At 68.5% G+C, this 13,963-nt stretch carries 13 protein-coding genes; 8 read left to right on the top strand and 5 right to left on the bottom strand.

Features of this window, described 5'->3' with window-relative positions:
• The first annotated feature begins 24 nt into the window (after window positions 1-24).
• From RV045_RS04650 to RV045_RS04635, 4 genes are all read left to right on the top strand, one after another.
• Window positions 25-1,581, top strand: coding sequence for an FAD-linked oxidase C-terminal domain-containing protein (locus RV045_RS04650; RefSeq protein WP_423234601.1), 1,557 nt, complete (start codon window positions 25-27; stop codon window positions 1,579-1,581).
• Window positions 1,582-2,964 carry an FAD-binding protein gene (locus RV045_RS04645; protein WP_423234600.1) on the top strand — a complete coding sequence of 461 codons (1,383 nt, stop codon included), beginning with the start codon at window positions 1,582-1,584 and terminating at the stop codon, window positions 2,962-2,964.
• 75 nt (window positions 2,965-3,039) lie between these two features.
• Complete coding sequence (gene glcF, locus RV045_RS04640; protein ID WP_423234599.1) at window positions 3,040-4,335, top strand: glycolate oxidase subunit GlcF; 1,296 nt, start codon at window positions 3,040-3,042, stop codon at window positions 4,333-4,335.
• Between the two features lie 10 nt (window positions 4,336-4,345).
• Window positions 4,346-5,053, top strand: coding sequence for a hypothetical protein (locus tag RV045_RS04635; RefSeq protein WP_423234598.1), 708 nt, complete (start codon window positions 4,346-4,348; stop codon window positions 5,051-5,053).
• On the opposite strand, the gene RV045_RS04630 is transcribed toward RV045_RS04635, so the two are convergent.
• Window positions 5,054-5,473, bottom strand: coding sequence for a PH domain-containing protein (locus RV045_RS04630; protein WP_423234597.1), 420 nt, complete (start codon window positions 5,471-5,473; stop codon window positions 5,054-5,056).
• A gap of 39 nt (window positions 5,474-5,512) precedes the next feature.
• The gene (locus tag RV045_RS04625; RefSeq protein WP_423234596.1) at window positions 5,513-7,360 is read right to left on the bottom strand and encodes a putative bifunctional diguanylate cyclase/phosphodiesterase; all 1,848 of its coding nucleotides are present in this window, start codon (window positions 7,358-7,360) and stop codon (window positions 5,513-5,515) included.
• Window positions 7,361-7,579: 219 nt separating this feature from the next.
• Here RV045_RS04625 and ettA point away from each other — a divergent pair, with 219 nt between their 5' ends.
• Both ettA and RV045_RS04615 read left to right on the top strand, forming a co-directional pair.
• Window positions 7,580-9,244 carry an energy-dependent translational throttle protein EttA gene (ettA, locus tag RV045_RS04620; protein WP_423234595.1) on the top strand — a complete coding sequence of 555 codons (1,665 nt, stop codon included), beginning with the start codon at window positions 7,580-7,582 and terminating at the stop codon, window positions 9,242-9,244.
• Window positions 9,245-9,255: 11 nt separating this feature from the next.
• Entirely contained in the window at window positions 9,256-10,239 is a 984-nt protein-coding gene (locus tag RV045_RS04615; protein WP_423234594.1) for a hypothetical protein, read from the top strand.
• Here RV045_RS04615 and RV045_RS04610 read toward each other — a convergent pair whose 3' ends face one another.
• Window positions 10,240-11,223: a polyprenyl synthetase family protein gene (locus RV045_RS04610; protein ID WP_423234644.1), complete on the bottom strand. Its 984-nt coding sequence runs from the start codon at window positions 11,221-11,223 to the stop codon at window positions 10,240-10,242. It lies immediately after the preceding gene.
• 360 nt (window positions 11,224-11,583) lie between these two features.
• On the opposite strand from RV045_RS04610, the gene rpmB reads away from it, so the two are divergent.
• The gene (rpmB, locus tag RV045_RS04605; RefSeq protein WP_423234593.1) at window positions 11,584-11,817 is read left to right on the top strand and encodes a 50S ribosomal protein L28; all 234 of its coding nucleotides are present in this window, start codon (window positions 11,584-11,586) and stop codon (window positions 11,815-11,817) included.
• 68 nt (window positions 11,818-11,885) lie between these two features.
• A complete protein-coding gene (rpmG, locus tag RV045_RS04600) occupies window positions 11,886-12,053 on the top strand; it encodes a 50S ribosomal protein L33 (RefSeq protein WP_423234592.1) in 168 nt (55 codons plus the stop codon).
• Between the two features lie 95 nt (window positions 12,054-12,148).
• Here rpmG and RV045_RS04595 read toward each other — a convergent pair whose 3' ends face one another.
• Together RV045_RS04595 and guaD are read right to left on the bottom strand one after the other, a co-directional pair.
• Window positions 12,149-12,547 carry a 6-pyruvoyl trahydropterin synthase family protein gene (locus tag RV045_RS04595; RefSeq protein WP_423234591.1) on the bottom strand — a complete coding sequence of 133 codons (399 nt, stop codon included), beginning with the start codon at window positions 12,545-12,547 and terminating at the stop codon, window positions 12,149-12,151.
• Window positions 12,548-12,621: 74 nt separating this feature from the next.
• The gene (guaD, locus tag RV045_RS04590) at window positions 12,622-13,935 is read right to left on the bottom strand and encodes a guanine deaminase (protein ID WP_423234590.1); all 1,314 of its coding nucleotides are present in this window, start codon (window positions 13,933-13,935) and stop codon (window positions 12,622-12,624) included.
• Between the last annotated feature and the right edge of the window lie 28 nt (window positions 13,936-13,963).

Genomic DNA, 13,963 nt, shown 5'->3' with positions numbered 1-13,963 from the left:
ACACAAGGCCACTGAACCGACATCATGACCGAAACCGCTGCCACGGCCCCTGCTTTGCCCGCTGCCGATTCCTCCCGCGCCAGTCCGCACGCCGACGCAGCCGTCCTGGCGGGCGACGAGCGCGCCCAGCGCCAGAAACAGATCGTCAAGGCCCTGGCCGCCGTCCTGCCCGCGCATGCGCTGCTGGCGTCAACGACCGCCACGACGGCTTTCGAGAACGATGGCCTCACCCTCTTTCGCCAGCCGCCGCTGGCCGTTGCCCTGCCCGAAACCGAGGCTCAGGTGCAGGCTGTGCTCAAAGTCTGCTCGAAGCTGGATGTGCCTGTGGTCGCACGCGGCGCGGGCACGGGGCTTTCGGGCGGCGCCACCCCGCACGGCAACGGCGTGGTGCTGAGTCTGGCCAAGTTCCGCCGCATTGTCGGCATCGACGCGCAGGCGCGCACCGCCACCGTGCAGTGCGGGGTGCGCAATGTCTCGATCAGCCAGGCGGCGGCGGCGCACGGCCTCTTCTACGCCCCCGACCCCAGCAGCCAGCTGGCCTGCACCATCGGCGGCAACATCGCCGAAAACGCGGGCGGCGTGCACTGCCTGAAATACGGCCTGACGCTGCACAACGTCATGCAGGTGCGCGGCTACACCATAGACGGCGAGCCCATCACCCTCGGATCGCTGGCGCTGGACGCGCCGGGCTTTGATCTGCTGCCGCTCATCGTGGGCAGCGAAGGCCTGCTGATGGTCATCGTGGAGGCCACCGTGCGCCTGCTGCCCCGCCCCGCCGAAGCGCGCTGCCTGCTGGCCAGCTTCCACACCGTGCGCCAGGCAGGCGATGCGGTCGCCGCCATCATCGCCCAGGGCATCATCCCGGCCGGGCTGGAAATGATGGATCAGGCCATGACCGCCGCCGTGGACGATTTTGTCCAGGTCGGTTACGACCGCCGCGCCGCCGCCATCCTGCTGTGCGAAAGCGATGGCAGCACCGACGAGGTCGATGACGAAATCGAGCGCATGACGCAGGTGCTGCAGGACAACGGCGCCTACCGCATCGTCGCCAGCAGCAGCGAGGCCCAGCGCCTGCAGTTCTGGAAAGGCCGCAAAAACGCCTTCCCGGCCAGCGGACGGATCAGCCCCGATTACATCTGCATGGATTCCACCATTCCGCGGCACCGCCTGGCCGACATGCTGGAAGCCATCGCCGCCATGCAGGAGCGCTACCAGCTGCGCTGCAGCAACGTCTTCCACGCGGGCGACGGCAACCTGCACCCGCTGATCCTGTTCGATGGCAGCGACCCCGACCAGCTGCTGCGCGCGCAGGCCTTCGGCGACGAGATCCTGCACCTGAGCGTCGCCATGGGCGGCACCGTCACCGGCGAACACGGCGTGGGCCTGGAAAAGCTGGGCGCCATGTGCGCGCAGTTCGACGCCGACACGCTGGCGCAGATGCACGCCATCAAACGCGCCTTCGACGAACCCGGCCTGCTCAATCCCGGCAAGGCCGTGCCCACGCTGAGCCGCTGCGCCGAAGCCGGCCGCATGCACGTCACGGGTGGCGCGCTGCCCCACCCCGAACTGGAGAGGTTCTGAATGACCCTGCTGCGCGACGCTGGCCTGGTCGCTGACCGGGCGGCGCTGGACGATCTCTACACCGGCTGGTCCCGCACCATCCGCCAGGCCGCCGCCGAAGGGCGCCGCCTGCGCCTGCGCGGCCGGGGCACCAAAGACAGCCTGCTGGGCGGGCACCGCGCAACGCCGGATGCGCGCGTGCTGGACGCCACCGCCGCCCTGGGCCTGATCGACTATCAGCCCTCCGAACTCTTCGTCACTGTCGCGGCGGGCACGCCGCTGGTCTGGGTCGAGGCCGAACTGGCCCGCCACGGCCAGGCGCTGGCTTTCGAGCCCCCGCGCCTGGGGCCCCTGACCCTGCCGCCACAGCCTGGCCAGCTGGACGACGGCACGCCGCGCCCGGTGCGCGTGCACGAATGGCACGCCGCCACCGCCGGGCTGGACACGGTCGGCGGCACCGTCGCCATGGGCTGGAGCGGTCCGGCCCGCCCGCACAGCGGCCCGCTGCGCGACCACGTGCTGGGCATGACCTGGATCAACGGCCGCGGCCAGCTGCTGCGCAGCGGCGGCACCGTCATCAAAAACGTCGCGGGGTACGACCTGTCGCGGCTGATGGCCGGCTCCATGGGCGCGCTGGGCCTGATCTGCGAGGTCACGCTCAAGGTGATGCCGCTGCCCGCCGCCACGGCCACGCTGCGCTTTGACATCAATCAGGACCAGGCGCTGGCCGCCATGAACCGCTGGGCCGGACAGCCCTGGCCCATCACCGGCACGGCCTGGTTCGACGGCACGCTGGCCATTCGCCTGGCCGGAGCCCGCCCCGTCGTGCGCCACGCCGTACAGCACCTGGGCGGCGAGCTGCTCGAACTCGGTCACCCCGGCGAGGGCATAGACCCGGGCACCGCCCACGATTTCTGGATGGGCCTGCGCGACGTGCGCGACGGCTTTTTTGCCCAGGCCCACGCCGTCAGCCAGTTTGACGCGGCGGTGCTCAAGCGCATCCACCAGGGCACGGCACGCCCTGAAGCCTCGCCCGACGAAACCGTCTCCGCGCAGCAGCAGGACTATCTGGCCGCCGTGCACCGCCTGGAAAAAGGCCGCCACCACCGCCTGTGGCGGCTGTCGCTGCCCTCGACCACGCCCGCGCTGCCCCTGCCCGGCAACACGCTGATCGAATGGCAGGGCGCGCTGCGCTGGCTGCTCAGCGACGAGCTGCCCGCCCGCGTGCGCGAGGTGCTGCGCTCAGTCGGCGGCCACGCCCAGGTGCTGCACACCCAGAGCCAGGACAGCACGCCCGCCCACGACGCCACCGACCCCGCCGTCGCCACGATCCACCGCCGCATCAAACAGGCCTGCGATCCGCACGATGTCTTTGACACGGCCCGCTGGACGGGCGCCTGGTGAGCGCGTCCCGCTCCGAGCCCGGCTCCTGAGCCCGCACGCCCCACCCCATTAACGGCCCACGACCCGACGCACACCATGTACACCGCCCTGTCCCCCGCACTCCAGGACGACGAGCGCGCCCAGAAGGCCCAGCAGCTGCTCTCCTCGTGCGTGCACTGCGGCTTTTGCAACGCCACCTGCCCGACCTACCAGCTCCTGGGCAACGAGCTGGACGGCCCGCGCGGCCGCCTCTACCTGATCAAGCAGGTGCTGGAAGGCGCCGAAGCCACGCGCGAGACCCAGCAGCACCTGGACCGCTGCCTGACCTGCCGCAACTGCGAAACCACCTGCCCGTCGGGCGTCAACTACGTGCGCATCCTGGACGTGGGCCGCGAGATTGTCGACGAGCGCGTCGAGCGCCCGCGCGGCGAGCGCCTGCGCCGCTGGATGCTGCGCGAGGGCCTGGGCTCGCCGCTGCTGTCCACCGCCGTCAAGGCCGGCCAGACGCTGCGGCCGCTGATGCCAGCTTCGCTGCAGAAGAACATTCCCACGCGCGACCAGGCGCCGCCGCGCTCGGAAAAGCTGGGCAAGGCGCACCGCTGGCCCATCCGCGAACACGCGCGCAAGGTGCTGCTGCTGCTGGGCTGCGTCCAGCCCAGCCTGCGCCCCAACATCAACAGCGCCACGGCGCGGGTGCTCGATGCCGTCGGCATCCAGAGCCTGGTTGGCGACGGCGTGGGCTGCTGCGGCGCTGTGCGCCTGCACCTGGGCGACAGCGAAAAAGGCCTGAAACAGGTGCGCCAGAACGTGGATGCCTGGTGGCCGCACATCCAGTCGGGCGAGATCGAGCGCATCGTCATGAACGTGTCGGGCTGCGGCCTGACCGTCAAGCAGTACGGCGAGCTGCTGGCCGACGAGCCCTACTACGCCAAGCGCGCCGCGGCCATCAGCGCCATGACGGTGGATGTCAGCGAGCTGCTGCCCAGCCTGGTGCCCGATCTGGCCCTGCGCCTGCGCGACAGCGATTCGGCCAGCCGCCCCACGCTGGTCTGGCACGCGCCCTGCACGCTGCAGCACGGCCAGGGCGTGACCAGCGCGGTCCAGACCTCGCTGCGCGAACTGGGCTTTGTGGTGCGCCAGGACGACCTGGGCGGCCACCTGTGCTGCGGCTCGGCGGGCACGTACAGCGTGCTGCAGCCAGAGCTGAGCCAGCAGCTGCGCGACGCCCGCCTGCGCGATCTGCACGCCCTGGCCGCCGACGGCCCGCCGCCCAGCGCCGGTCATGTGCTGATCAGTGCCAACATTGGCTGCATCAGTCATCTTCAAAGTGGCACGCAATGGCCCGTCAAACACTGGGTTGAGGTGCTGGACGACCATCTGGTCAGCGGGTGACAATGCGCCGGTGAACACTGCACCGCCGCCCCCGCTCGCGCTGGCCGCCCTGCTGGCCGCTGTTCTGGTCTGCGTGCCCGCGCCTGCCGCTGCCCAGGTGGCCGCGCCCGCCATCCTGGCTCCGGCCGCCGCAGCGGCGGGCGCCCTGCCGCCGGGCTGCACCAGCGCCGTGGGATTTGGCTGCAGCCCCATGGTGGATTCCAGCGCCCTGCCGCTGAGGGCCCCGGAGCCCGCGTCCCCGCCCGAACCCCGCCCGCTGACCACGCTGGTCACCCGGCCGTTGCAGCGCGCCTGGCATTGGGCGCAGGACGTGGGCCACCGGATCGGCGACCGGCTGGGCCTGCTGCACAGCCCGCAGACGCCTGCCCCTGGTGCCCCCATGCCGTTTGGTCCGCAGGCCACCGAGGCCACTGCGGAGAACCTGACGGCGCGCTGGGCACCCACGCCGCTGATGCCCTGGCAGCAGCCCAGCCTGGCGGCCGGGCGCGCGGCCCCGTCGATCCTGGAAGAGCCGCCCGACCCGGCCCGCACGCTGCCCGGAGCCAACGTCACCTTCAGCGTGGGCGACGGCGCGCCCGCACCCAGCGCCACACGGCGGCACGCCGACTGGCTGGCCCAGACGCCCACGCTGCAGCAGCAGCGCCGGCGCCTGCAGATGGACCGCCTGCGGCCCGAGGACAGCACCCAGCTCAATCTGGGCCTGCGGCTGAATTTCTGATCAGGTATGGGCTTCGGCGCTGTTGGCGGCGCTCTCGATCGCGCGCTTGACCGCCATGGGGTCGGCCACGCGGCGCAGCAGCAGATCGCTGGTCCCGCGCCCGGTGATTTCGATGCTGCCGTAGCCCAGTATCCGGCCCCACAGGCTCTGGCGGATCTCCACCGTTTCGACCGAGCCCAGGCGCATTTCCTCGCTGTGACGGCTGATGAAGCCGGTCTTGAGGATGACGCGGCGCGTGGTCAGACCCTGCTCCAGCGAGCGGATGCGCAGCGCCAGAACGCCCGCCACGATCAGCGAAAGCCCCAGCGTGACCGGCGCCAGCAGCACGCACAGCGCCACCGGCATCCAGGTCAGCCAGTGCTGGCCGAAGCGGGCCACCACGGTTTCGCCCGCAGAGAGTGAATCGTCGATGTAAGACATGGTGCGCTCCCGGTCTGCCGTCTGATGGAAGCCGCGATCTTAAGCCAGCTGGGCCAGCGCAGACGCAGGCTGCGGTGCGCGGCCGGTGGTGCGCAGCACCTCGCGCAGCTGCTCCAGCGCCATGGGCCGGCCCAGGTGATAGCCCTGGCCGAAATCGCAGCCCATGTCGGCCAGCAGCTGCAGCTGCTGCGGCGTCTCGATGCCTTCGGCGATGACGCGGATGCCGATCTTGTGCGCCATCAGCACCATCGCCTCGCACAGCGCCAGGCTGCGGCTGTCGCCCTGGATGCGGCTGACGAAAGAGCGGTCGATTTTCAGGAAATCGACGTGGAAAGTGTTCAAGTAGGACAGCGACGAATAGCCCGTGCCGAAATCGTCCAGCGCGATCTGGATGCCCAGCTGGCGCAGGCCGTCGAGCTTGTCCAGCACCGCACGGCCGCGCGCCAGCAGCACGCCTTCGGTGACTTCGATGCACAGCCGCCCTGCGTGGCGGCTGACGCCATCGGTCAGCGTCTGGTCGGCCCAGTTGACGCGGTTGCGCGCCATGATCTGCAGCGGCGAAAGGTTGACGCTGAACTGCACCGGCGGCAGGCCCTCCTGCTCCAGCAGGTCCATGTCGCGCTGCGACTGGCGCATGACGAAATCACCCAGCTCGTGGATCAGTCCGGCCTCTTCGGCCATGGGGATGAAGACCGCCGGGCTGATCGCGCCCAGCACCGGGTGCGTCCAGCGCATCAGGGCCTCGACCTTGCTGCAGCCGCCGCCCTCCAGCTCGACGATGGGCTGGTAGTGCAGCGCCAGGCCCTCGCCGCGTGCCAGCGCCTGCGTCAGGTCGGCCAGCAGGCGGCGCTTGCGCTGGGCCTCCTGGTTCATGGCGCTGGTGTAGCAGCACACGGCGTGGCCCCCGGCGCGTTTGGCGGAGCTCATGGCCAGCTCGGCGTGCTGCAGCAGCTCGTCCAGGTGGGCGCCGTCCTGCGGAAACATCGCCACACCGATCGACGCGCTGACGTGCACCTCGCCCTCCGGGGCGCTGTGGCGGGAATCGAGGGCGTCGCGCAGCTCCTCCAGGCGCCGCCCCAGCGGCGGTATGCCCTCGCCCGGCCCCAGCACCAGCGCGAACTCGTCGCTGCCCATGCGCGCCAGCACGTCGCCGTCGCCCGTCAGCGCCTGCAGGCTGCGCGCGGCGTCGCACAGCAGCGCGTCGCCCGCCTCGTGACCAATCAGGGTGTTGATTTCGCCAAAGTGGTCCAGATTGATGCGCACCAGCGCAAAGCCGCTGTTCTCGCGCCGCGCCAGGTCGATCATCCAGTGCGCGCGCGAGTGGAACTGGCGGCGGTTGAGCAGCCCGGTCAGCTCGTCGTGCGTGTGCAGGAAATCGAGCATTTCCTCGCGCTCGCGCTCGCCGGTGATGTCGCGGTCGCTGCCCAGAATGTTCAGAGGGCGGCCATCGGGCGCGCGCCGCGTCACGATGGAATGGCTGTGCAGCCAGCGGTAACGCCCGTCGCGATGGCGCAGGCGGTAGGTTTTGGTCATCTCGCTGAGCTCGCCGCTGCGCTGGCGCTCTTCCCCGGCCAGGATGCGCTGGCGGTCTTCCGGATGGATGCGCTCGGCCCAGAAGTCGAAAATGGACTGGCCCTGGACATCGTCGGGCGTGTAGCCCAGCGTCTGCAGCCAGCGCTGCGAAACCTGCGACACACCGCTGCGACAGTCGAAAGCCCAGACCCCGTCGATCAGGTCAATGTTGGCCAGCTGCAGCAGCGCGCTGGCCGGTATGCCGTGGCGCGCAGGACCGAAATCCAGCAGCGGCGACACCGAACCCTCCGCCCGGGCCCAGCGTTGGCGCAGGCGTCCGGTCCAGAGCTGGATCAGGGTGATCGGATCGGGCATTTTGACGGCCAGAGGAGGTTCTGCAGAGACAGTGATTTATCGGATTGTGAATGCTTATACCGCCATTCTGCGCAGCAGCCCGCACCAAACAGGTCAGGAATACAGGGGAAATTCCGCGCTTTTCCAGCGCATCGCCCGCCCCGTCACACGCCAGTGGCCTTGGGCGATAATGCCGGGGTTGGCGCTGCAGCGCCCCGTCCCTTACCCGAGAAATTCCCCATGGCCCAATACGTTTTCACCATGAACCGGGTCGGCAAGATCGTGCCGCCCAAACGCCATATCCTGAAAGATGTTTCGCTGTCCTTCTTCCCTGGCGCCAAGATCGGCGTGCTCGGCCTGAACGGCTCGGGCAAATCGACGCTGCTGAAAATCATGGCGGGCCTGGACAAGGAGATCGAAGGCGAAGCCGTGCCCATGCCCGGCCTGAACATCGGCTACCTGCCCCAGGAGCCCCAGATCGACCCCGAGTACACCGTGCGTCAGGCGGTAGAAGAAGGCATCGGCGGCGTGCTGGCCGCCAAAAAGCGCCTGGAAGAGGTCTATACCGCCTACGCTGAACCCGACGCCGACTTTGACGCCCTGGCCGCCGAGCAGGCCGAGCTGGAAGCCGTCATCGCCGCAGCGGGCAGCGAGAACACCGACCTGCAGCTGGAAATGGCCGCCGACGCGCTGCGCCTGCCCCCCTGGGAGGCCAAAATCGGCGTGCTCTCGGGCGGTGAGAAGCGCCGCGTGGCGCTGTGCCGCCTGCTGCTGTCGCGCCCTGACATGCTGCTGCTCGACGAACCCACCAACCACCTGGACGCCGAATCGGTCGAGTGGCTGGAGCTGTTCCTCAAGCGCTTCTCCGGCACCGTGGTGGCCATCACCCACGACCGCTACTTCCTGGACAACGCCGCTGAATGGATTCTGGAACTGGACCGCGGCCAGGGCATCCCCTGGAAGGGCAATTACTCCGACTGGCTGGACCAGAAAGAGAAGCGCCTGGAGGCCGAACAGAAGAGCGAAGACGCCCGCGCCAAGGCCATGAAGGAAGAACTGAAGTGGGTGCGCAGCAACGCCAAGGGCCGCCAGGCCAAGAGCAAGGCGCGTCTGGCCCGCTTCGAAGAGCTGTCCGACACCGATTACCAGAAGCGCAACGAGACCAACGAAATCTTCATCCCCGTCGCCGAGCGCCTGGGCAACGAGGTGATCGAGTTCAAAAACGTCACCAAGAGCTTTGGCGACCGCGTGCTGATCGACAACCTCAGCTTCAAGGTGCCGCCAGGCGCCATCGTCGGCATCATCGGCCCCAACGGGGCGGGCAAATCGACGCTGTTCCGCATGATCCAGGGCGTTGAAACGCCTGACAGCGGCGAAGTCGTCATCGGCAAGACCGCGCAGCTGGCCTTTGTGGACCAGAGCCGCGCCAGCCTGGACCCCAACAAGACCGTCTGGGAAGACGTTTCCGGCGGCCTGGACAACATCGTCGTGGGCAAGTTCGTCATGCCGTCGCGCGCCTACATCGGCCGCTTCAACTTCAAGGGCAACGACCAGCAGAAAATGGTCGGCACCCTGTCGGGCGGTGAGCGCGGGCGCCTGCACCTGGCCAAAACCCTGGCCCAGGGCGGCAATGTGCTGATGCTGGACGAGCCCTCGAACGATCTGGACGTCGAAACCCTGCGCGCGCTGGAAGAAGCGCTGCTGGAGTTCGGTGGCAGCGCGATGGTCATCAGCCACGACCGCTGGTTCCTGGACCGTATCTGCACGCACATCCTGGCCGCCGAAGACGAATCGCGCTGGGTGTTTTTTGACGGCAACTACCAGGAGTACGAAGCCGACAAGAAGAAACGCCTCGGCGAAGAAGGCGCGCGGCCCAAGCGCGTGCGTTACAAGGCCATCGCCTGAGGCCAGGCGCCATGGCCCTGTTTGGCGGATTCACCTCGAAGCTGATGGCGCCGCTGCGGCGCATCGGCTACCGCGTGCTGTTTGCGGTCGGGGCGGCGACGGTGGTGCTCTTTCTGGCGATGGCCTTTCTGGCCACGACCCAAGGCATGGCGGTGCTGCTGGCCGGCCTTGGCGCCTTTGTCGGCGCCCTGATCCTGAGCCTGGTGCTGCCCAAAATGCTGGTGTCGGGCGAATCCAGCCGCGCCGCGCAGCGCGAGGCGGAGCTGAAAGCCGATCTGGACGTGGCGCTGCGCCAGCGCGGCGACCTGATCGCCGAGGTCGAGCGGGTGAAGGCCCAGCAGCTGCAGTTCCAGCAGGTGCGCAGCGTGCTGCGTCTGACGCTGCTGGAAGTGGACAGCACGCTGACCGATTTCAAGCGCGAGGACATGGGCGAGCGCGAGAAGACGCTCTCCAGCCTGTCCGGCAAGGACCACCTGGAGTACGTCGGCGTGCTGCGCCGCAAGGTCAAGGTGCTGCTGGGCATAGACCTGGAGCGCCTGCGCGTGCGCGCTGACGGCCCGCTGCTGACGATCGACGGGCTGCACGCCGAGTTCCAGGGCGTCAAATCCAACGAGGAAGACTGGCTGCTGCGCCAGATGCAGGTGTCGGGCAACACCCTGCTGCGCGGCGAGCGCACCAAGCTGGAAACCGAAGGCAGCGCCCTGAGCGAAGCCGGCGAGCGCCAGCGCAAGGATCTCGAAGAGCGACTGCGCTCGGGCGTCGAATTCGCCGCCTTCGATCTGGCGCTGGAAAAGCTGGGCGAGCAGTGGCTGCGCGCCATGCTGGCGCCCATGGGCTATCAGGTGCAGATCGGCCGCCTTGAAGAGGCGGGCAGCCAGCCCTTCATGCAGCTGCTGCAGGAGCGCGAACAGGCCCTGCACCAGCATCTGGGCGAGCTGCGCGCCGGGCTGCTCGAGCACAGCCCCAAAGACGCACCGGACAGCGATCCGGCCTGATCAGAACAGACGCACCAGGCTGGTTCGCGCCAGGTGCAGCAGCGTGTCCTTGACCGGGCTTTCGGGCAGCGGCGCCAGCGCCTCGCAGGCACGGTCCACCTCGGCGCGGGCCACGTCGCGGGTGGCGTCCAGCGCGCCGGTCTCACGCACGATGCGGATCACGTCGGGCAGGCGATCGACCTCGCCGTGCTCGATGCACTGGCGCAGCCAGGCGCGGTCGCTGTCGCTGCAGCGCGACATGGCCACCAGCAGCGGCAGCGTGGCCTTGCCTTCGCGCAGGTCGTCGCCGATGTTTTTGCCCAGGGTGTGGGTGTCGCCCTCGTAATCCAGGATGTCATCGACCAGCTGAAAGGCGGTGCCCAGGCTGGCGCCAAAATCGGCGCAGCCGCGCTCGATGCTGTCGGCGCTCTGCCCGGCCAGAGCCTCGGGCCAGGGCGCAGCGGGTTCGCCCTCGCGCGGATGCAGCGCCAGCACCGCGCCCAGACGCGCGCTGGCCTCGAACAGTTTGGCTGTCTTGCAGCGGATGACCTGCAGATAACGCTCGACCGAAATCTCCGGGTCGTGCATGTTCATCAGCTGCAGCACCTCGCCCTCGGCGATGATGTTGGTCGCTTCGGCCAGTATTTCCAGCACGCGCATCCGCCCCGTGCTGACCATCATCTGGAAAGCGCGCGAGTACAGGAAATCACCCACCAGCACGCTGGCGGCGTTGCCAAAAGTGGCGTTGGCTGTGGCGCGGCCGCGGCGCAGGGCCGATTCGTCGACCACGTCGTCGTGCAGCAGCGTGCTGGTGTGGATGAACTCGACCGTGGCGGCCAGTTCGTGCTGGTCCGGGTGGCTGTAGCCCATGGCCATGGCCATGAGCAGCAGCAGGCGCGGACGCATGCGCTTGCCGCCCGACCCGACGATGTAGGTGGACACCTGCTGCACCAGCACCACATCCGACTGCAGACGCCGGGCGATGACAGCATCAACGGCAGCCATTTCCGTGTCCAGCTGCGCCAGCACCTGTGCCACCGCCCCCGGCAGGGGCTGTGGGACCGAACCCGATTTGTCTAGCATGAAGCGTACCCAGGCAACAGGCTGGTGCGGCGTTGCCAAGCAGCAACAGAATGCCCGCAACAGGCCCAACTCAAAGGCATGATTATAGTTTCTGGCCGCTGCACCGCAGCCCTGCCAGGGGGAACCCCGGCGAAGTTCTTGGCAAAGCGGTACTTGCGCTCTATAATGCTCGTTTTCCCGGGCAGCCATGCTGCGCCCTGCGGGGGCCAATCGCCTTTGCAGACCCAGCCCGGAGCACGTTGCACTTTTTTCGCATCGCATCTTTGATCACTGGAGGGCCCTATGGCTCGCGTATGTCAAGTCACGGGCAAAGGCCCCATGGTTGGTAACAACGTTTCCCACGCCAACAACAAAACCAAGCGTCGCTTCCTGCCCAACCTGCACTACCGCCGGTTCTGGCTGGAAACCGAAAACCGCTGGGTGCGTCTGCGCATCAGCAATGCTGCGCTGCGCCTGATCGACAAGGTCGGCATCGAGCAGATCGTCGCCGATCTGCGCGCCAAGGGCGCCCTGTAAGCCCTGCGCGATCCGCTGAACCGGGCCGCTGCGGCGGCCGCTCTTAACCCTTTTTCTGGAGTCGCATCATGGCCAAAGGCGCCCGCGAAAAAATCAAGCTGGAATCCACTGCTGGAACCGGCCATTTTTACACCACCAACAAGAACAAGAAGACCACTCCGGGCAAGCTGGAGTTCATGAAGTTCGACCCCAAAGCGCGCAAGCATGTCCTGTACAAGGAAGTGCGCCTGAAGTAACCCGGCAGGCCTTCGCACGAAGGCTGCCCGATGAAAAACCCGCTGCGGCGCCATCCTGCGATGGCCCCGGCGGGTTTTTTCGTCGGTCAGGGGGATCAGCCTGGCGTGTAGACGCAGGCGTCGCCCGTGGTCGGCCGCCGCACGGCCACGCGGCACAGCGCCTGCGCACCCGCATCGCCCACGGCAGCCTGCAACTCCTGGTGCAGGTGCTGGTGGATGAAGACGCACAGGTTCTCCAGCGTGGCGGGCCCCAAGCCCTCGACGTGGTCCAGGTGGTGATGATCAAGGCGAGCGCGTACGCGCTCGATGCAACGGCGCAGCACACCCAGATCCAGCAGCATGCCGCCGCTGTCGCGCTCGCCGCGCAGTGTCACGGTGGCGGTGTAGCTGTGACCGTGGATGCGCAGGCTGGCGTGCATCTCCTGCGGGTCCACGCCCGGGCGGTGCAGGGTGTGGGCCGCATCAAAGTGGAATTCCTGGCTCAGTTCAAACATGGCGAAGCAGCAGACGCAAAGGCCGCGATTCTAAAACGCACAGGCCGTTTTCGGGCAGACCAATGGGGCGGGAATCAGACCCGGCGCTGCCCCGCCACCCAGACCTGGGCGACGTGCTGCGGGGTCGCCAGCGACAGCCAGGCCAGCACGCGCTCGTGCAGGCTGCGCGCCACGCGCTGGCGGCGGCGCTGCAGATCGTCCAGCGCGGGGTGCCACAGCACCACATCGGCTGCGCAGCCGGGCTCAAGCTGGCCGATTTCGCCCTGCAGCCGCAGTGCCTGCGCCGCGCCCAGGGTGGCGCCGTGCAGCAGCTCCCAGGCGGTGACGCGCTGGCCGCGCAGAGCCTGCACCTTGCAGGCATCCATCATCACCTGCGGCATGAAAAGCGTCGTTCCGGCACCCACATCGCTGGCCAGGCACAGGCCGTGCCCGGCGTCGCGCGCACGGGGCCAGTCAAACAGGCCACTGCCCAGAAACAGGTTGGACGACGGACAGTGCGCCACCGCCGCGCCGCGCTGCGCCAGAAGCGCCACGTCGATGTCGTCCAGCCAGATGCCATGCGCCATCATGCTGCGCTCGCCCAGCAGGCCGTGGCGCTCGTAGACGTCCAGATAGCTGCGCGCGTCGGGGAAAAGCTGGCGCACCCAATCGACCTCCGCCGGGTTCTCGGCCACATGCGTCTGCATATAAAGGCCAGGCGTCCCGGCCAGCAGACGCCCCGCCAGTGCCAGCTGGGCCGGGCTGCTGGTGGGCGCAAAGCGCGGGGTGATGGCGTAGGCCAGACGGCCCTGGCCGTGCCAGCGCTCGATCAGCGCGCGGCAGTCGCGCTCGGCGCTTTCCACGCTGTCGCACAGGGCGGCGGGCGCGTGGCGATCCATCATCACCCGCCCGGCGATCAGGCGCATGCCCGCCGCCTGGGCCGCCTCGAACAGCGCATCCACGCTGGTCGCGTGGACGGTGGGAAAGACCATGGCGCTGGTCGTCCCGCAGCGCAGCAGGCCGTCCACAAAATCCTGCGAACAGGCGCGCGCGTCGTCGGCCTGCGCCATGCGCTGCTCGGCGGGAAAGGTGTAGCGCTCCAGCCACTGCAGCAGCTGCTCGCCAAAGGCACCGATGATCTCGATCTGCGCGCTGTGCACATGCGCATCCGTAAAGCCCGGCATCAGCCACTGGCCGCTGGCGTCGATGCAGTGCCAGTCGGGGCCGGGTCGCGCGTCCGGGCCGTCGGGATGGATGGCGCTGATGCGGCCGTTCTCGATCAGCAGCCAGTGCGCCGGACGCCAGCGGCAGGCCGCGTCCGAGATATCCAGCGCGCCGGGCGCACGCTCGAAATCCAGCAGGTCCGCCAGGATGGCGACACGGCTGGAAGGCGCAGGGGCAGACGTCATGGCAGTCGCGGCCAGGCCGCAGTCATCA

The organism is Amphibiibacter pelophylacis (assembly GCF_037688875.1).
GTDB classification, from domain to species: Bacteria; Pseudomonadota; Gammaproteobacteria; order Burkholderiales; family Burkholderiaceae_C; genus Amphibiibacter; species Amphibiibacter pelophylacis.
The sequence above is the reverse complement of the archived record's forward strand: the minus strand, read 5'-3'. Positions and strand labels throughout refer to the sequence as shown.